Below are 17,983 nucleotides of genomic sequence, written 5' to 3' on the forward strand. Positions count from 1 at the left end.
GTGCGCACAACTCCCTGGGGGGAAGCCCATTTCTTTCCGATAAGGCGTCAATTGCGACGGGGTGAGCGATCACCCTTTCGTGTGCTTTTCACCAAAGACCTCAAGGGAGTTGAGAACGGCGCCGACAAAGGATCCGTGAGTACCCTTGCGCACACCATGATGACCGCCGCCCGCGCCACCGACTCCGGTCTCGTCGGCCCGGGCGAACTCGACCGCTACCCCTACGCCGAGGCCCCCGTCGCCGACCGCGTCGGAGCCTCCGCCTGGGACACCGCGGAGCCGGAGCTGGGCCGTGTCGGCCGACGCGCCGCGGGCAGCCGCGGACGCGGGCTGCACGGCCAACTCGTTCAGCAGCTGGGCCAGATGATCGTCTCCGGCGACCTGGGCGCAGACCGCCCGCTCGTGCCCGAGGAGATCGGCCAGCGCTTCGAGGTCTCCCGCACCGTCGTCCGCGAGTCGCTCCGGGTCCTGGAGGCCAAGGGCCTGGTCAGCGCCCGCCCGAACGTCGGCACGCGGGTGCGACCCGTCAGTGACTGGAACCTCCTGGACCCGGACATCATCGAGTGGCGGGCCTTCGGGCCGCAGCGCGACGATCAGCGCCGGGAGCTGAGCGAGCTGCGCTGGACGATCGAGCCGCTCGCCGCCCGCCTCGCCGCCGGGCACGGGCGCGACGACGTCCAGCAGCGGCTCGGCGACATGGTCGAGATCATGAGCCACGCGATGGGGCAGGGTGACGTCCTCACCTTCTCCCGCGCCGACACCGAGTTCCATACGCTGCTCATCCAGATCGCCGGCAACCGCATGCTGGAGCACCTGTCGGGCATCGTGTCGGCGGCGCTGCAGGTCTCCGGCGGCCCGGTCACGGGATGTGACCGGCCGAACGAGACGACGCTGGCGCACCACAGCCGGATCGTCGATGCCCTCGCCACCGGCGACGGCGCGGCTGCCGAGGTGGCCATGCGTCAGCTCCTCACCGTCCATCCCGAGGTGGAGCGCGTGGTGCCCGCGCCTCGCGAGCACTGACCGCGCACCCGGGTGGCGCGGCCGGGGTGCCTCCCCCTCCTGTGGCATCGCTCGGCCTGCGTCACCCCTCCCGTCGGACCCGCAGGATCCACCCCGGATCCTGCGGGTCCGACGGTGCGACGAGGTGACGGAATCGCCGTACAGTGCGTGGTCCAGGGTGCGGACGACCTCTTCTGTCCGCTTCTGCCAGCCTTTGATCGGTTACGGGATGTGACTCGGGCCACGCAGATTGGGCGTAACGCTCGGGGAAACAACGCGATGACCTAAGAGGTGACTGCCGAGGAGGGAATACGGACGCCGCTCAAGGCGCTGTGCATCTTCCCGGCCCCCGCACCGTCGGCCATCCCCAGGCCGGTGGTCGGCTCCTGTCCGCCGTGGACGGGGCCGGAAGCCGTTTTCAACGTTCCGAGAGGTTGTTCGTGTCGGCCAGCACATCCCGTACGCTCCCGCCGGAGATCGCCGAGTCCGTCTCTGTCATGGCTCTCATCGAGCGGGGAAAGGCTGAGGGGCAGATCGCCGGCGACGATGTGCGTCGGGCCTTCGAAGCTGACCAGATCCCGGCCACTCAGTGGAAGAACGTACTGCGCAGCCTCAACCAGATCCTCGAGGAAGAGGGTGTGACGCTGATGGTCAGTGCCGCGGAGCCCAAGCGCACCCGAAAGAGCGTCGCAGCGAAGAGTCCGGCCAAGCGCACCGCCACCAAGACGGTCGCGGCGAAGACGGTGACCACCAAGAAGGCCACCGCCACCGCCACGCCGACGGCGCCCGCCGCCGACTCCGCCGTCGAGGACGAGGCCACGGCCAAGAAGGCCGCTGCCAAGAAGACGACCGCCAAGAAGGCGGCCGCCAAGAAGACCGTCGCCAAGAAGACGGCGGCCAAGAAGACCACCGCCAAGAAGGACGACGTCGAGCTCATCGAGGAGGAGGTCCTCGAGGACGCCAAGCCCGGCGACGAGCCCGAGGGCGCCGAGAGCGCCGGCTTCGTGCTCTCCGACGAGGACGAGGACGACGCGCCCGCGCAGCAGGTCGCCGCGGCCGGTGCCACCGCCGACCCGGTCAAGGACTACCTCAAGCAGATCGGCAAGGTCCCCCTGCTCAACGCCGAGCAGGAGGTCGAGCTCGCCAAGCGCATCGAGGCCGGTCTCTTCGCCGAGGACAAGCTGTCCAACGCCGACAAGCTGGCCCCGAAGCTCAAGCGCGAGCTGGAGATCATCGCCGAGGACGGCCGCCGAGCCAAGAACCACCTCCTGGAGGCCAACCTCCGTCTGGTGGTCTCCCTGGCCAAGCGCTACACCGGCCGCGGCATGCTCTTCCTGGACCTCATCCAGGAGGGCAACCTCGGTCTGATCCGCGCGGTCGAGAAGTTCGACTACACCAAGGGCTACAAGTTCTCCACGTACGCCACCTGGTGGATCCGTCAGGCGATCACCCGCGCCATGGCCGACCAGGCCCGCACCATCCGTATCCCGGTGCACATGGTCGAGGTCATCAACAAGCTCGCGCGCGTGCAGCGCCAGATGCTCCAGGACCTGGGCCGCGAGCCCACCCCGGAGGAGCTGGCCAAGGAGCTCGACATGACCCCGGAGAAGGTCATCGAGGTCCAGAAGTACGGCCGCGAGCCCATCTCGCTGCACACCCCGCTGGGCGAGGACGGCGACAGCGAGTTCGGTGACCTCATCGAGGACTCCGAGGCCGTCGTCCCGGCCGACGCGGTCAGCTTCACGCTTCTGCAGGAGCAGCTGCACTCGGTCCTCGACACCCTGTCCGAGCGCGAGGCGGGCGTCGTCTCCATGCGCTTCGGTCTCACCGACGGTCAGCCGAAGACCCTCGACGAGATCGGCAAGGTGTACGGCGTCACGCGCGAGCGCATCCGCCAGATCGAGTCGAAGACGATGTCGAAGCTGCGCCACCCGTCCCGGTCCCAGGTGCTGCGCGACTACCTCGACTAGGTCGCATTTCCGTACGACCCGAAAGGTCCGGTCCCCCGAGTGAGGGCCGGGCCTTCGTGCTGTCGCGCGGGTGCGGGCCGCGGCGGACTGAATCACCCTGGGTGTTCCATGACCACCACAGAGTGAGGAGGGGGCATGCGTCGTTCCTTCACCCGTGCGCTGGCCCGGCCGCTGGTTCTGGCCGCCGCGGCGGCCGCCATACCCTTGGGGTCCGCCGCCCCTGCCGCCGCCGGCAGCGTCGTCGTCGGTGGGTTCCCGGTCGATGTGTCCGACAGTCCGTGGACCGTGGCGCTGTCCAGTCGTGACCGGTTCGGGGGTACGCGGTCAGGGCAGTTCTGCGTCGGTGTGGCAGTCGGCCGGTCCACGGTGCTCACCGCGGCCCACTGCTTGAGCAAGGAGGTCCTGGGCTCGGCCGCGGAGCGGATGACCGGCCTCAGGGTCATCGCAGGCCGTACGGATCTGCTGTCGTCTCAGGGGCAGGAGATCGGCGTCCGTGGCACCTGGGTGAATCCGGCCTACGACGCCGCCACCAACGCGGGGGACTTCGCCGTCGTCACCCTCGCCCAGCCCCTTCCCGCCAGTTCGGTCATCCGGATGGCGGCCGCCGGCGATCCCGCCTACGTGCCGGGCACGGAGGCCCTGGTCTACGGGTGGGGGGATCTCACAGGCGCAGGCGACTACGCGCGCAGCCTGCGGGCGGCACGCGTGCATGTCCTGCCCGACGTCCTGTGCAGGCAGGCGTATTCGGGCGGCGGGGACGGCAGCTACCTGGCCGACAGAATGGTCTGCGCCGGTGAGTGGGAGGGCGGCCAGGACGCCTGTCAGGGGGACAGCGGAGGGCCGCTGGTCGCCCAGGGGAAGCTGATCGGGCTCGTGTCCTGGGGGAGCGGCTGCGGGCGGGCGGGCAGCCCCGGCGTGTACACACGGGTGTCCGACGTCCTGCGGACGCTGGGGTGGCGCACCGCGACGCAGCAGCGCCCTGCGGGCGGCTGAGGGGGCCCGCAGGGCTCGCGGAGTATGCGCGCGGGCGGCCGTCCCTGCTGTCAGGGACGGCCGCCCGTCAACCGGCCTGTGCCGGAGCTGGCTCGTCGTGGACGCGAGGTGTCAGCGCTCTTCTTCGGAAGCGGTGGCCGGAATCGACGTCAGCCGCTCCGTCTCGTCCTGTATCTCAGCGGCGATCTTCTTGAGTTCCGGCTCGAACTTGCGGCCGTGGTGGGCGCAGAAGAGCAGCTCTCCGCCGCTGAGCAGGACGACACGCACGTATGCCTGTGCGCCGCAGCGGTCGCAGCGGTCAGCGGCCGTCAGCGGGCTCGCGGGGGTCAGAACAGTAGTCACGTCGCCTCTTCTCTAGCTCGACGAGCTGTCGTACCAGGGTCAACATCCAACCAGCCCCAAAACGTTCCCGCTCGTGGCTTCTCCCAGAGAGAAATTTTCTGCGGGCGGTCGGCTGCTGCCGGTTTGGCGGCGAATGTGCCGTATTGCGTATCTGTCGTGCTTACGGTTTCGCGCTGTCGGTCAAGGTCGGTCCTCCCGGCTGGCTTGCCGGTTTGTTCATGAGGACGTGCCCGGAGCCTAAATGGTTCATGCCTGGAAGGGAACGTGATATGTACTTCACCCCATCGAGGGATCGAACACGCATGCGACCCTGGACTAGTCTGTGTTTCGCACGAGGGTGGCGTTACAACGGCTCTACCAGGCCTCGGTACCCTCTTGACGGCGACCGAAGCCGCGCCCTTACCCACCAGGGCGCCACCTGAAATTCAGCGAGGAGCGAACCGCGTGACCGCCGAGACGTCCGTGCCGTCCACAGCGCTGCTGGCAGGAGCAGACCGGGACGGTTCCAACTACACCGCGCGGCACCTGCTCGTCCTCGAGGGCCTCGAGGCCGTGCGCAAGCGCCCGGGCATGTACATCGGCTCCACCGACAGCCGCGGTCTCATGCACTGCCTGTGGGAGATCATCGACAACTCCGTCGATGAAGCCCTCGGTGGTTACTGCGACCACATCGAAGTGGTCCTCCACGACGACGGCTCCGTGGAGGTCCGGGACAACGGCCGGGGCATCCCGGTCGACGTCGAGCCCAAGACCGGCCTGTCCGGCGTCGAGGTCGTGATGACCAAGCTGCACGCCGGCGGCAAGTTCGGCGGCGGTTCGTACGCCGCCTCCGGCGGTCTGCACGGCGTGGGTGCCTCCGTGGTGAACGCCCTGTCCGCGCGGCTGGACGTCGAGGTGGACCGTGGCGGCCACACCCACGCCATCAGCTTCCGGCGCGGCGTTCCCGGGGCCTTCGCCGCCGACGGGGCGAACGCCAAGTTCGAGGCCAAGGGCGGTCTGCGCAAGACCAAGAAGATCCCCAAGACCCGCACCGGCACGCGCGTGCGCTACTGGGCCGACCGCCAGATCTTCCTCAAGGACGCCAAGCTCTCCCTGGACACGCTGCACCAGCGGGCCCGCCAGACCGCGTTCCTGGTGCCCGGTCTGACCATCGTCGTCCGCGACGAGTTCGGTCTCGGCGAGGACGGCAGCAAGGGTGAGGAGTCCTTCCGCTTCGACGGCGGCATCAGCGAGTTCTGCGAGTTCCTGGCCACCGACAGGCCGGTCTGTGACGTCCTCCGCCTCTCCGGCCAGGGCACCTTCAGGGAGACGGTGCCGGTCCTGGACGAGCACGGCCAGATGACGCCCACCCAGGTCACCCGGGAACTCGACGTCGATGTCGCCATGCGCTGGGGCACGGGCTACGACACGACCGTGAAGTCGTTCGTGAACATCATCGCCACCCCCAAGGGCGGCACTCACGTCGCGGGCTTCGAGCAGGCCGTGACCAGCACGCTGAACGAGGTGCTGCGCGCCAAGAAGCTCCTGCGCGTCGCCGAGGACGACATCGTCAAGGACGACGCCCTGGAGGGGCTCACGGCGGTCGTGACCGTCCGTCTCGCCGAGCCGCAGTTCGAGGGACAGACCAAGGAGGTGCTCGGCACCTCGGCGGCCCGCCGCATCGTGAACGCCGTGATCTCCAAGGAGCTCAAGGCGTTCCTGACCTCCACCAAGCGCGACGCCGCCGCCCAGGCCCGGGTCGTCATGGAGAAGGCGGTCGCCGCCGCTCGCACGCGCATCGCGGCTCGTCAGCACAAGGACGCCCAGCGCCGGAAGACGGCCCTGGAGTCCTCGTCGCTGCCTGCCAAGCTCGCCGACTGCCGCAGCGACGACGTCGACCGCAGCGAGCTGTTCATCGTCGAGGGAGACTCCGCGCTCGGCACCGCCAAGCTCGCCCGGAACTCCGAGTTCCAGGCGCTGCTGCCGATCCGCGGCAAGATCCTCAACGTCCAGAAGTCGTCCGTGACCGACATGCTCAAGAACACCGAGTGTGGCGCGATCATCCAGGTCATAGGGGCGGGGTCCGGCCGGACCTTCGACATCGACGCGGCCCGCTACGGCAAGATCATCATGATGACCGACGCCGATGTGGACGGCTCCCACATCCGGACTCTGCTGCTGACGCTGTTCCAGCGCTACATGCGGCCGATGATCGAGGCGGGCCGGGTGTTCGCCGCGGTGCCGCCGCTGCACCGGATCGAGCTGATCCAGCCCAAGAAGGGGCAGGACAAGTACGTCTACACGTACTCCGACCGCGAACTGCGCGACAAGCTCATGGAGTTCCAGAGCAAGGGCATCCGCTACAAGGACTCCATCCAGCGGTACAAGGGTCTCGGTGAGATGGACGCCGACCAGCTGGCCGAGACGACGATGGACCCGCGCCATCGCACCCTGCGCCGGATCAACCTCGCCGATCTGGAGGCCGCCGAGCGGATCTTCGATCTGCTGATGGGCAACGACGTTGCCCCGCGCAAGGAGTTCATCTCGAGCTCGGCGGCGACGCTGGACCGGTCGCGTATCGACGCGTAGCCGCGGCGCTGGGCCTGGGGCCGCGTTTTGGCCCCAGGCTTCGCCTTCGGCCCCAGGCTTCTCTGGGGTCCCACCCGCATCGCCTGTGCGGCTTTCGCCGTCGGGTGGGGGTGGCCCCTGGGGGGCTTCTCGCCGTGGGCGGCTGTGCGGTGTCATCACCTGATGGGGTGAAGCGCCCGGAGAAGCAGAGTCGTAGATCTTTCCGTTCTGTCCATGCTTGGGCATGTACTCAAGCGATGGTCGTTCCCGCGACGCCAGAAGTGCGCGGTACGACGACCCCTGGTACGACGCCATTGCCTCCGGATGGGGCGAGTCGGACGGCACGGAGGTACCCGACGCCGCTGCGCCGAGCGCGGCCGACGTGTATCTCGAGGTGCAGCGCAGTGCGGCCTTTCAGGAGGTGCGTCGCCGGTATCGCAGGTTCGTCGTGCCCGCGGTCGCTCTGTTCCTCTCCTGGTACGTGGCGTACGTCGTGACCGCCACGACCGCGCCAGGGCTGATGGCCCGGCCCGTGGCGGGAGCCGTGAACGTGGCGATGCTCGCGGGGCTCGGGCAGTTCCTCACCACCTTCCTGCTCACCTGGGCCTACGCCCGGCACGCGCGGCTGCGCCGGGACCGGGCGGCGCTCGAACTGCGCTGGGACACGCAGGAGTTGACGCGCGTCACAAGGGGCGGTGCCTCATGACCGGCGACCATCAGACTCTGGCGCTGCTCCTGTTCAGCGTGTTCGTCGCGATCACCGTGGCGATCACCACCTGGGTGAGCCGCAACCGGCGTGGTTCGGCGGAGGAGTTCTACGCGGGCGGTCGGCTCTTCTCGCCCATGGAGAATGGTTTTGCCATCGCCGGCGACTACATGTCTGCCGCCTCCTTCCTCGGCATCTGCGGGCTCATCGCCCTCTTCGGCTACGACGGGCTGCTGTACTCGGTGGGATTCCTCGTGGCCTGGCTGGTGGTGCTCTTCCTGGTCGCCGAACTGGTGCGCAACTGCGGGCGGTTCACGCTCGCCGACGTGGTCGCCGCGCGGATGAGAGAGCGCCCCGTCCGGATCGCGGTGGGAACTTCCTCGGCCACCGTGTCCGTTCTGTATCTGGTGGCGCAGATGGTGGGCGCGGGCACCCTGGTCGCCCTGCTGCTCGGGGGTGAGAGCGAGGCGGCGCAGGCCTGGACCGTCATCGGCGTCGGCGCGCTCATGGTGGTCTATGTGGCGTGGGGAGGGATGCGGGCCACCACCTGGATCCAGATCGTCAAGTCGGTCCTGCTCCTAGGCGGCACCGTCGCGTTGACCGTGCTCGTCCTGACGCGCTTCCATGGCGACTTCGACCGGCTGCTGCTCACGGCGGCCGAGCACAGTGGTCACGGTGACGCGTTCCTGGCGCCCGGGCTGAAGTACGGCGGGGACTGGACGGCCCGGTTCGACTTCATCAGCCTGGGCCTGGCGCTGGTGCTGGGCACCGCCGGACTGCCGCACATCCTGTCCCGCTTCTACACCGTGCCCACCGCCCGCGCGGCACGGCGCTCGGTGGTCTGGGCGATCGGACTCATCGGCGGCTTCTATCTGATGACGATCGTCCTGGGCTTCGGCGCGGCCGCGATCGTCGGACCCGAGACCGTGCGCGGGTCGAACGCGGCCGGGAACACGGCGGTTGCGCTGCTCGCCCTCGATCTGGGCGGCGGTGCGGATTCCACCGGAGGAACGGTTCTCTTCGCCGTCGTCGCCGCCATCGCCTTCGCGACGATCCTCGCGGTGGTCGCCGGAATCACGCTCTCCGCGTCGGCCTCCGTAGCCCACGACCTGTATGCCTCACTGCGGCGCCGGCATACGGCGCCGCACGGCGAGGCGGCCGTGGCACGTGGTGAAGTGGCTGCAGCACGCGGTGAGGTGACCGTGGCACGCGGCGAGGCGGCCCTGGTACGTGGCGAGGTGGCCGTGGCACGCGGCGAGGCGGCCCTGGTACGTGGCGAGGCGGCCGTGGCACGCGTCGCCGCGGTCGGCATCGGCGTCGTCGCGATCGCCCTCGGCCTGCTCGCCCGCGACCTCAACGTCGCCTTCCTGGTGGGCCTGGCCTTCGCCGTGGCCGCGTCCGCCAATCTGCCGGCGCTGCTGTACTCGCTGTTCTGGCGGGACTTCACCACGCGCGGTGCGGTATGGGCCGTCTACGGCGGCCTGATCCCGGCCGTCGTGCTCGTGGTGCTGTCGCCGGTCGTGTCGGGCGGTCCCGCATCACTGTTCCCGGGCGTCGACTTCCAGTACTTCCCCCTGCAGAACCCCGGCCTCGTCTCCATCCCGCTGGGCTTCGTCGCGGGCTGGCTCGGCACGGTCACCTCGGCCGAGGTCCCGGACGGGGCCAAGTACGCGGAGACCGAGGTGCGGTCGCTGACGGGGGCGGGGGCCGTCTAGGCGGTGAGGGAGACAGCCCACCCACGCCCTCGCCGTCGTACGACTTGCCCGTCACCGCCCGACCGGAGCGATCCCAGGCACAACGCCGGGCCGTTGGCTGATATTCGGGCGGCCTGCATCCGTATGAAGAGAGGGCACGGTTCCTTCCCCCGCCCCTACGGGCCGTGCCTCAGGCGCGGGTCGCCCACACGTAACGGTGTTCCGGGCGACCCGCGTCGCCGTACTTGAGGGTGAGGCGGGCCCGTCCCGTGCGCTCCAGGAGCTTGAGATAGCGCTGGGCGGTCTGGCGGCTCACACCGGTCCGCTCGGCGATCTCCTGGGCCGACAGCGGGCCTTCGGCGTTCATCAGGGACTGGCGTACCAGCTCCGCGGTGGTGGGGGAGTGGCCCTTGGGCAGGTCGGGCTCCGACGGCGCGGACAGAGCGCCGAAGATGCGGTCCACCTCGGCCTGTTCCGCCTCGCCGCCGCCGTCTAGGGTGCGGCGCAGCTCCGCGTAGGCCTCCAGCTTGGCGCGCAGGCCCGCGAAGGCGAACGGCTTGACCAGGTACTGCAGCGCCCCGTGCCGCATCGCCGCCTGCACCGTCGACACGTCCCGCGCCGCCGTCACCATGATCACGTCGGTCTGGTGGCCGCGCCGGCGCATCTCCTGGACGACCGAGAGGCCCGTGTCGTCGGGCAGATAGTGGTCCATGAGGACGAGGTCCAGGCGAGGCAGCTCCTCCACGCGGCGCAGCGCCTCGGCCGCGCTGTGCGCCTCGCCGGCCACGTGGAAGCCCGGGACCTTCTCGACGTAGGCGGCGTTGACCCGCGCGACGCGGGTGTCGTCGTCCACGACCAGGACCTCGATCATCGCGACTCCTCCTCGGCGACGGTCTGCGGATCAGACGGCACGGTGAGGGCCGGTTCCAGCTCCGGCTCGGCCAGCGCCTCGGGCAGGACGACGGTGAACTCCGCGCCTCCGCCGGCCGCTTCTCCCACCGTCGCGCTGCCGCCCTGCCGTTCGGCGAGCCTGCGCACGAGCGAGAGCCCGATGCCACGCTCGCGGTGGGCCGGGGGCTGCTTCGTGGACCAGCCCTCGGTGAAGATCAACTCGCGGTGCTCCTCGGGGATTCCCGGCCCTGTGTCGCGCACCTTGAGCGTCGCGGTACGCCCCTCGGCCCGCAGTTCGACCTCCACGCGCGCGTGCGGCGTGCCCGCGACGGCGTCGAGCGCGTTGTCCACCAGGTTGCCGACGATCGTCACGAGCCCTCTGGGGTCGATCAGCCGGTCCGGGAGGCCGGTCCGGTCCGAGAGCCGCAGCGCGACGCCGCGCTCGGCCGCCACGGTCGCCTTGCCGACCAGCAGGGCGGCGAGCAGCGGGTCCTGGATCTTCTCGGCGACCTGCTCCGCGGTGGCCCGGTGATCGCCGACCACCTCTCCGACGAACTCCACGGCGTCGTCGTACATCTCCAGCTCCAGCAGCCCGAGGAGCGTGTGCATGCGGTTGGCGTGCTCGTGGTCCTGGGCGCGCAGGGCGTCGATCAGGCCGCGCGTGGAGTCGAGTTCCCGGCCGAGCTGCTCCAGTTCGGTACGGTCGCGCAGGGTGGCGACGGCGCCGCCGTCGTCGGTGGGCATGCGGTTGGCGACCAGGACGCGCTGCCCGCGGACCGTGAGCAGATCGGTGCCGGTCACCCGGCCGGCCAGCACGTCGGTCGTACGGCCCTCGCCGAGCGCCTCGTCGAGGGACCGGCCGACGGCCTCGTCACCGATGCCCAGCAGGCGCCGCGCCTCGTCGTTGAGGAGGCGGACGCGGCCGGTGCGGTCCAGGGCGACGACGCCCTCCCGGATGCCGTGCAGCATCGCCTCGCGCTCCGCGAGCAGTGCCGAGATGTCGGAGAAGGCGAGGTCACGGGTCTGCCGCTGGACCCGCCGGGAGATCAGCCAGGCGGCCAGCGCGCCGACCGCCAGGGCGCCGCCCGCGTACGCGAACAGCCCGGGGATCGCGTGCAGCAGCCGGGCCCGCACGCTGTCGTACGCGATGCCGACGGAGACCGCCCCGACGATCTTGCCGTCGCCGTCGCGCAACGGCACCTTGCCGCGGGCGGAGCGGCCCAGGGTGCCGCTGTCGATCTGCATGACCTCGTGGCCGGCCAGGGCCTGGCCCGGGTCGGTCGACACGGTCCTGCCGATCTCGCTCGGGGTGGGATGGGACCAGCGCACCCCGCGCCGGTCCATCACGACGATGTACTCGGCCTTCGTCGCCTGACGGATCCGCTCCGCCTCCCGTTGGACCGGGCCGTCCGCCGTCGCGGGCGTGCTCACCAGGTCCTCGGCGATCTGCGGCTGGGCGGCGGTGGTCTGGGCGATCGACAGGGCGCGGCGCATCGCCTGGTCGTCCAGCTGGTCGCTGAGCGGAGCGAGGAACAGCCCGGTCGCGAGCACCGCGACTCCCGCGGCGATCGCCACCTGCATCAGCAGCACCTGCGCGAACATCCGGCGGGGCAGACCGAGGCGCAGGCGACGTGCGGGGGGAGTGGGGCTCATACCCACGACGGTACGTGGGCGTACGGGGACTCCCGTAGAGGGGTGTGGCGTGGATCTCTTGATCAATGCCGGACAGCCGGTCCACCTGGGGGTGGCCCGGTGCACCTGGTCAGCTCGCGAGTGCCGTCGTCATGGTGAGTTCGCGCACCGCCACGACGTCCATCCGCGCGGGCGAGCCGAGCACCGACGTGCCACAGCTCTCGGGGCGGGGCGGCAGGGACGCGCCCTGGGCCACGACGACCCGCCAGTGGCGCCCGTCCACATGGGCGACCGTCACTTCCCACCTCGGGGCCGCGCCGTCGGTCCGTACGACGCTCAGGGCCTGCGCGGCGTCCTCGCCGGTAGCCGTGCGCACGGCCAGCTCGGCCGCCTGGCCCGGCCGCTCCCACGCCGAGTTCCCGCGGCACCCCTCGACGACGACCCGGCCCTCCCGGACGCCGTGCAGGACCTCCTTGACGGCGTGGGCCTGGGCCCGGCCGTACGCGTAGCCGTACGGCAGCACGAGCAGCGTCGGCGAGAACCGATGTCCGCCCAGATGGGTGACCTCCCAGACGCCCTCCACCCCGGAGGCGTTGAGCTCGGCCGCGAGAGGACGGCCGAGGAGGGCGCAGCAGCGGTCCCGCTTGCCGTTGGTGCAGACGAGTGCGAGCGGGTCGCCCGTGTGCGGCCGCCCCTGGAGCACCGTGTCGAAGGTGTGGGGGTCACCCGTGCCGAGGGCGGCGAAGTCCAGGTCGAGCAACTGCTGCGGGTCGCGCGTCGTGGCGGCGTGCAGCCATACGTTCCCGGGCACGGTGTGGGCCACGTAGACCCGGCGCTCGGCGAGGGCCCCGCAGTCGGCGTGCCGGCCGGGGCGGCGGATCAGCGCGACGCGTACGCCCGTGCCTTTCGCGGCCGCCTCCAGGGCGCGGCCCAGCGCGGGATCCAGGTGGCTCTGGGTGAGCGCCTTGGCACCCCACGGACCGGGCTGCTCCAGCAGCAGCCAGGTCGTCGCGGTCGCCGCGGTCCCCGCGATGGGCTCGTCGAAGTCCCGCGAGACGGTTGAGCACGTACTCACAGAGGTGAGCCTAACCTGACTTGAGTCGACGCGGCTTCCCGAGGGGGGCTTGCGCCCTACTCCGGCAGCGGCTGGGGCGGCTTCGGTCCCGTGTAGTGCCCGCTCGGCCGCATGCGCAGCGGTCGCTCCCCGTACTCCTCCAGGGCGTGGGCGATCCAGCCCGCCATACGGGCCACGGCGAAGATCGCCTCACCCGCTGTGGCGGGCATGCCGGAGGACGCCGTGAACACGGCCAGGGCCAGGTCGACGTTGGCGCGCAGCGGGGTGTACCGGGCGGCCGTGGCGGCGATGTCACGGGCCGCGGCGAGGGCGGGCTCGCAGCGCGGGATCTCCTCCAGGAGCTCGAAGAGGACACGCGCGCGTGGATCCTCGCCGGAGTAGAGCCGGTGACCGAGCCCCGGAACGCGCCGGCCGGCCCGCAGCTCCTCGGCGATGACCGGCCCCGCGTCTCCCTGGTCGAGCACCTCCAGGATCAGCTTGTGGGCGAGGCCGCTCGCCGCGCCGTGCAGCGGGCCCTCGATCACGCCGAGCCCGGCGGAGACGGCGGCGTAGGCGTGTGCGCGGGCGGACGCGGCGACCCGCACGGCGAGTGTCGAGGCGGCCAGGTCGTGATCGACCAGCAGGGCGAGTGCCGTGTCCAGTACCCGCAGGGCCGCCTCGTCGGCGGGTTGTCCGCTCAGCTGCTGCCAGAGACGGTGAGCGATCGGGCCCTCGTCGCGGTAGGCGAACCGGACGGGTGTGAGGGCGGCGACCAGGGTCGGGATGAGGACGCGTGCGGTGCCGAGCACGGCTTCCTCGGACAGGTCGAAGCGCAGCGGGTCCGCCACCGCGGCGGCGATCGCGGCGACCCGCAACCGGTCGGTGGGCCCGGCGTGTTCGGGCAGGGCGCCGACGGCGTGGCGGGCGGCGGTGACGGAGGCCTCGGGGGCGGTGAAGGTGACCCCCGGGCGCATGCGGCCGGTCCACAGCCACTCGGCGACTTCTTCGTAGGAGTGCCGGGCAGCCAGTTCGGTCGCGTCCACGCCCCGGAAGTAGTAGCGGTCGGCACCGATGAACGTGAGGCGGGTCCGGACGGACAGCTCGCCGCCGGAGCCCGAACCGCCCGCGCTCTCCCGCCTGTTGCGCCGGGCGAGGGTCTCCACCTCCTTGGCGTCGAAGGTGCTGCCCCGGCCGCCGGGGACCCGGCGGCTGCTGAGGTGACCGCGGCTCACATACGCGTACACGGTCTCGGGCTTCACGCCGAGCAGCTCGGCGGCCTCCTGGGTGGTCAGCCGCCGCTCCGCTGGGTCGGGGCCGGGTTCTTGATCGCGCATGGGATCACCGTATCCAGGACGCTGGGCATTGATCAGAACATTGATTCAATCAATATTGACAGAGATTGAGTCAATCATGGACAGTCGAATCAGGTCCAGGGAGGAATCATGTCCGTCAACAGGTCAGCAGCCGCACTCGTCGACGTGCCACGAGGACTGGCGGGAGTCGTCGTCACCGACACCGAGATCGGCGACGTCCGAGGGCTCGAGGGCTTCTAGCACTACCGCCAGTTCGCAGCCTTTGGTCTCCAGGAGCCTCGTATGCGCAGGTCAACGCCCTGATTGGAATGCCTTGGTGGGGGCGTGGGTCGAATCCGGGTCGAATTGGATTAGCGATTATTTGAGTATTCGGTAATTCGTCTTGCGGCTGGCTGGGCCCTTGTCTCGCTGCAGCCGCATCACCAACCCGACTGCGTCACCATGCACGCGCACGGTCTCGCGCGGTAGTCCACGCCCCTCCTCTCCGTAGGGAGGCATGCCGACCCAAGCATTAAATTGATTCAATCAATATTGACAACCCACCTAGTCAAGCATGGACAGTCGGATCAAGTTGAAGGAGGAAGACGTGTCGATCAACCCGGCCGCATCCACCCTTGTGCATGTGCCGCGAGGTCTGGCGGGTGTCGTCGTCGCCGACACCGCCCTGGGTGACGTCCGGGGCCGGGAGGGCTTCCATCACTATCGCCAATACTCCGCCGTCGATCTCGCGCAGACCCGCAGCTTCGAGGACGTGTGGCATCTGATGATCCACGGCACGCTGCCCGGCGCCGTGCAGCGTGCCGCGTTCGCCGCCCACACGGCGCAGCACCCTCTACACCCTCTACTTCATGGAGGAGGTGTCCGCCCGGCTCGGGTGGGCGTGGGAGCCCCGCGAGGTGACGCCCGGCCGCCGGCCCGGCATGGAGATCGCGGGCATCGATCAGCGGCTCATTGGCTGGCAGTCGACCCGCCGTCAGCAGATCGCGGACGCGATGCCTGTCCTCGTGGCCGACTACGAAGAGACGCACGGGACATGGGGAGGCTGGGCCCGCCGCTTTCCCCCGTAGCGGCGGGCCCGTGCCTTGTTCAGCGGGCGAGGGTGACCTCGATGGGGGCGTTCGGGCACTCGTCGAGGACGCTGGTCAGCGCGGTCTGCTCGGCATGGTCGATGGCCACGCCCCAGCGGGTCTTCATCGCCACCCAGTCGGTGGCGTAGGTGCAGCGGTAGCCGGCCGCGGGCGGCTGCCAGGTGGCCGGGTCCTGGTCCGCCTTCGAGCGGTTGGACGCGGCGGAGACGGCAATCAGTGCGCGGGCGTCGCCGAGGTCGTTGGCGTACGTCTCCCGCTCCTTCGCCGTCCAGGAGGAGGCGCCGGAGTCCCAGGCTCCGGCGAGCGGGACCAGGTGGTCGATGTCGAGGGCGCGGGTGCCGGTGAAGTAGGTGTCGTCGTACGGCGAGTACCAGGATCCACCGCTCAACTGGCAGCGGGCGCCCTGCTCGGGAGCGGTGACGGCTTCCTCCAGGAGGACCTCGTTGCGTGTGTTGCGGCCGTCGCGGTCGGCGTCGATCCAGTGGCGGAACTTGTCGCGGGTGTAGCCGGTGCGGTCCTCGTCCTGGACCGGCAGGGCCGCCAAGGCTTCGCGGACGGGCATCACGACGGTCTCGTCGGGGGCGGCGGCATGGGCGGTGGCGGGGGCGAGCAGGAGTGCGAGTGCGGACAGCGCGGCGGCCGCGGTCCGTACGACGGTGGAACGCACGAGACTCCCTTTCGAAGACCGGTGGAGGGCGCGTGATCTTCGTAGCGAGTCGGGTTTCCGGAGCGCCCGGGATCGGCGGTCGTCTCACTCCCAGGGGCGGATAGTCACACTGCAATGAGGTGGGCACCGGGTTGTCTCCGGGGCCCACCTGCATGTTGCGACGGTAGTACTACCCTTCGCCGCGGCCTGGCCTATCGGTCCGGTCTTCCTGCGGCTCGTGTGACTCCTCGCTCCGTTCGATCAGCATGGACCTGATAGAGACGCGCACGAGGTTCTTGGCATATTCCCACTTGTGGACCGCCAGGCGGTACACGGCCACGAAGCCTGCGGCTGCTGTCACGATCCATGACCAGTCGGCTTCGGGGAAGACAGCCAGCAGGGCTGCGACCACTGCCACTGTGCCGCCCACGGTGACCGGCAGCCACAGCAGGGTGGCGAGGCAGGGCAGCGGATGGCGCGCCCTCACCACCGACCCACTGCGCGACGAGTTCGCCTGGTGCGTGCGCTACCACCCCGACCACGGCCGCACCGTCCTGCTCGTGCGCGACGAAGACGCCAGCGAACACCACATCGAATGGCACGGCGGCTCGCTGCTCTTCCGCTCGGGCGGCTACTGGTGGGACGGCGCCACCTGGTATGGCCCGGCCAGAGAGTGCCTCCTCCGCGGTGCTCGATCAGCGGAGAAGGCGGGATGCTTCTGGTTGCAAGGCGAGGAGGAGCAGGGCGAGTTGGGCTCTGAGGCGGTGGAAGGGGTGGTGGAGGTCGAGCTGAGTGAGGTGCTGGATGCGACGTAGCCGGTCGGTGAGTGTGTGGCGGTGGATGTAGAGGCTTTTGGCGGTTTCGGTGACGCGGAGATTGTGATCTAAGTAGGCGCGGAGGGTGTGCAGCAGGTCGGTTTGGTTGTCACTGAGGTAGAGAGGGCCGAGGCAGGAAACGAGGAAGGTCTGCTGTGCTCTTGGGCTGCTTTGTGCCAGGGCCAGGACTGGGGCAAGCTCGTCGGCGTTGAGTTCACGAAGACGGTAGTAGTCAGCGATACGCGCCGCCAGGGAAGCTCGGTGGATGGCGTCCTCACGATCGGCATCGGTACTGGCTGTGCCGCAGGGGGGAAAGGTGTCCGGCAGTACCGGGACGTCGCGGCAGAAGGCAGCCAGGGTCGTGTGCTCGGTCGTCACATGGGCATAGGGGTTGGCGGCTTGCAAGAGCCGGGCTGCCTGGCCGGCCTCCTGGGCACCATCGGCGTGGGCGACCAGGCACCAGCGGGCACCGGCTCGTCCAGACGATGACAGCGAGCCGGGCAGAGGTGACAGGGGCGTGGCGACGGCTCTTGCATGCGGGATGCCGAGAGGATCGTGTTGGGCGTCACCGGCCAGCTGCGAGCCGTACACGGTGGTGATGGCGTGGGCGGCGATGGCGAGCACTTGACGGACCGCTGTGTGCATGGCGGTGGCCAGGAGAGTTTGCTCGCTTTGCGAGGCTTGGCTGGCGGTGCGGGTGAGGACTGCTTGTTGCAGGGCGGTGGCGCAGGCCTGCTGCAGCAGCACCGCCTCGGCCGCGGTGTGCTCATGGCGTCGGGCGCTGACGAGCCGGCGAAAGCCGTCGTGCAGCTGGTCTGCTTCTGCGCGGTCCAGAGCTGCGAGCCAGAGCGCGATGTCGTTGACAGGCGGGCGCGGTGAGGAAGGCGCCCCGGGGATGGCCTGAAGGAAGTGAGCGAGAGCGTGCTCGGCCAGCGAGACGCTCTCGGGCTGCATCTGATGAAGGGCATTGCGCACGGGAGCGGGCAGGTCCCCGGAGGAGTGGGGGTGACGCGACTGCGGCGGCACGGTCATGAGTGGCTCCTGACTAGCAGCTGCATTGAGTTCGGCAGGAATATCGAACAGGTTGTTGCATGCCGAACTGACAGACGCTGTGCGGTCCATTTCACCCTATGAGTTACGGATCATTCCGTGGAGGCCCAATCGGGGGATCCTTTAAGTATGATGATCTCCCCAGTAGGTAAGTCCTGGCGTATTCCACGGGCCTATGCCCCATTATTTTCCCGGAACTCCCGCTACTGGCAAAGTTCTCAGGTTCGCCATCGGCGTGAG

14 protein-coding genes and 2 pseudogenes are annotated in these 17,983 nt (G+C 69.7%); 8 read left to right on the top strand and 8 right to left on the bottom strand.

All coding sequences use genetic code 11. The annotated features are described in order from the left end of the window. The first annotated feature begins 135 nt into the window (after window positions 1-135). The 3 genes from AQI70_RS13980 to AQI70_RS13990 all read left to right on the top strand — a co-directional run bounded on the left by AQI70_RS13980 (window position 136) and on the right by AQI70_RS13990 (window position 3,965). The gene (locus tag AQI70_RS13980) at window positions 136-1,023 is read left to right on the top strand and encodes a FadR/GntR family transcriptional regulator (protein ID WP_079051293.1); all 888 of its coding nucleotides are present in this window, start codon (window positions 136-138) and stop codon (window positions 1,021-1,023) included. A gap of 419 nt (window positions 1,024-1,442) precedes the next feature. After that, a complete protein-coding gene (locus AQI70_RS13985) occupies window positions 1,443-2,972 on the top strand; it encodes an RNA polymerase sigma factor (RefSeq protein WP_062150012.1) in 1,530 nt (509 codons plus the stop codon). A gap of 135 nt (window positions 2,973-3,107) precedes the next feature. Further along, window positions 3,108-3,965: a serine protease gene (locus AQI70_RS13990; protein ID WP_062148567.1), complete on the top strand. Its 858-nt coding sequence runs from the start codon at window positions 3,108-3,110 to the stop codon at window positions 3,963-3,965. Window positions 3,966-4,076: 111 nt separating this feature from the next. On the opposite strand, the gene AQI70_RS13995 is transcribed toward AQI70_RS13990, so the two are convergent. Continuing rightward, window positions 4,077-4,307, bottom strand: a complete 231-nt coding sequence (locus tag AQI70_RS13995) for a DUF7455 domain-containing protein (protein WP_062148570.1) — start codon at window positions 4,305-4,307, stop codon at window positions 4,077-4,079. A 444-nt stretch (window positions 4,308-4,751) separates the two neighbouring features. On the opposite strand from AQI70_RS13995, the gene AQI70_RS14000 reads away from it, so the two are divergent. From AQI70_RS14000 to AQI70_RS14010, 3 genes are all read left to right on the top strand, one after another. Next, complete coding sequence (locus AQI70_RS14000; protein ID WP_062148573.1) at window positions 4,752-6,875, top strand: DNA gyrase/topoisomerase IV subunit B; 2,124 nt, start codon at window positions 4,752-4,754, stop codon at window positions 6,873-6,875. Between the two features lie 223 nt (window positions 6,876-7,098). Further along, complete coding sequence (locus tag AQI70_RS14005) at window positions 7,099-7,560, top strand: DUF485 domain-containing protein (RefSeq protein ID WP_062148576.1); 462 nt, start codon at window positions 7,099-7,101, stop codon at window positions 7,558-7,560. After that, complete coding sequence (locus AQI70_RS14010; protein WP_062148579.1) at window positions 7,557-9,275, top strand: solute symporter family protein; 1,719 nt, start codon at window positions 7,557-7,559, stop codon at window positions 9,273-9,275. The genes AQI70_RS14005 and AQI70_RS14010 overlap by 4 nt, the downstream gene beginning before the upstream one ends. Before the next feature lie 169 nt (window positions 9,276-9,444). Here the strand turns inward: AQI70_RS14010 and AQI70_RS14015 are convergent, their stop codons facing one another. The 4 genes from AQI70_RS14015 to AQI70_RS14030 all read right to left on the bottom strand — a co-directional run bounded on the left by AQI70_RS14015 (window position 9,445) and on the right by AQI70_RS14030 (window position 14,165). Beyond that, window positions 9,445-10,125 carry a response regulator gene (locus AQI70_RS14015; RefSeq protein WP_062148582.1) on the bottom strand — a complete coding sequence of 227 codons (681 nt, stop codon included), beginning with the start codon at window positions 10,123-10,125 and terminating at the stop codon, window positions 9,445-9,447. Then, complete coding sequence (locus AQI70_RS14020; protein ID WP_062148585.1) at window positions 10,122-11,798, bottom strand: ATP-binding protein; 1,677 nt, start codon at window positions 11,796-11,798, stop codon at window positions 10,122-10,124. Before AQI70_RS14020 ends, AQI70_RS14015 begins: the two co-directional genes overlap by 4 nt. A gap of 109 nt (window positions 11,799-11,907) precedes the next feature. Beyond that, window positions 11,908-12,852 carry a sucrase ferredoxin gene (locus AQI70_RS14025; protein ID WP_062148588.1) on the bottom strand — a complete coding sequence of 315 codons (945 nt, stop codon included), beginning with the start codon at window positions 12,850-12,852 and terminating at the stop codon, window positions 11,908-11,910. 56 nt (window positions 12,853-12,908) lie between these two features. Then, window positions 12,909-14,165 carry a citrate synthase gene (locus AQI70_RS14030; RefSeq protein WP_062148591.1) on the bottom strand — a complete coding sequence of 419 codons (1,257 nt, stop codon included), beginning with the start codon at window positions 14,163-14,165 and terminating at the stop codon, window positions 12,909-12,911. A 532-nt stretch (window positions 14,166-14,697) separates the two neighbouring features. On the opposite strand from AQI70_RS14030, the pseudogene AQI70_RS37390 reads away from it, so the two are divergent. Together AQI70_RS37390 and AQI70_RS14035 are read left to right on the top strand one after the other, a co-directional pair. Further along, window positions 14,698-14,913: pseudogene (locus AQI70_RS37390) on the top strand (citrate/2-methylcitrate synthase); the annotation flags it as partial. A gap of 58 nt (window positions 14,914-14,971) precedes the next feature. Then, a pseudogene (locus AQI70_RS14035) lies at window positions 14,972-15,175 on the top strand (relaxase domain-containing protein); the annotation flags it as partial. 55 nt (window positions 15,176-15,230) lie between these two features. Here the strand turns inward: AQI70_RS14035 and AQI70_RS14040 are convergent. The 3 genes from AQI70_RS14040 to AQI70_RS14050 all read right to left on the bottom strand — a co-directional run bounded on the left by AQI70_RS14040 (window position 15,231) and on the right by AQI70_RS14050 (window position 17,815). After that, on the bottom strand, window positions 15,231-15,899 hold the full coding sequence (locus tag AQI70_RS14040; RefSeq protein WP_244181629.1) for an HNH endonuclease family protein: 669 nt from the start codon (window positions 15,897-15,899) through the stop codon (window positions 15,231-15,233). Between the two features lie 169 nt (window positions 15,900-16,068). Beyond that, window positions 16,069-16,368 (bottom strand): hypothetical protein, encoded by a 300-nt coding sequence (locus tag AQI70_RS14045; RefSeq protein ID WP_062148597.1) that lies wholly within the window; start codon window positions 16,366-16,368, stop codon window positions 16,069-16,071. A gap of 205 nt (window positions 16,369-16,573) precedes the next feature. Continuing rightward, on the bottom strand, window positions 16,574-17,815 hold the full coding sequence (locus tag AQI70_RS14050; RefSeq protein WP_079051294.1) for a PucR family transcriptional regulator: 1,242 nt from the start codon (window positions 17,813-17,815) through the stop codon (window positions 16,574-16,576). Window positions 17,816-17,983 lie beyond the last annotated feature (168 nt).

Origin of the sequence: Streptomyces curacoi (assembly GCF_001513975.1) — a bacterium.
GTDB classification, from domain to species: domain Bacteria; phylum Actinomycetota; class Actinomycetes; order Streptomycetales; family Streptomycetaceae; genus Streptomyces; species Streptomyces curacoi.

Bases quoted from the DNA above. Each gene is read 5' to 3' on its own strand.
- AQI70_RS13990 (WP_062148567.1), top strand. From the start codon at position 3,108: ATGCGTCGTTCCTTCACCCGTGCGCTGGCCCGGCCGCTGGTTCTGGCC.
- AQI70_RS14005 (WP_062148576.1), top strand. From the start codon at position 7,099: ATGTACTCAAGCGATGGTCGTTCCCGCGACGCCAGAAGTGCGCGGTAC.
- AQI70_RS14010 (WP_062148579.1), top strand. From the start codon at position 7,557: ATGACCGGCGACCATCAGACTCTGGCGCTGCTCCTGTTCAGCGTGTTC.
- AQI70_RS14015 (WP_062148582.1), bottom strand. From the start codon at position 10,125: ATGATCGAGGTCCTGGTCGTGGACGACGACACCCGCGTCGCGCGGGTC.
- AQI70_RS14020 (WP_062148585.1), bottom strand. From the start codon at position 11,798: ATGAGCCCCACTCCCCCCGCACGTCGCCTGCGCCTCGGTCTGCCCCGC.
- AQI70_RS14030 (WP_062148591.1), bottom strand. From the start codon at position 14,165: ATGCGCGATCAAGAACCCGGCCCCGACCCAGCGGAGCGGCGGCTGACC.
- AQI70_RS14050 (WP_079051294.1), bottom strand. From the start codon at position 17,815: ATGGACCGCACAGCGTCTGTCAGTTCGGCATGCAACAACCTGTTCGAT.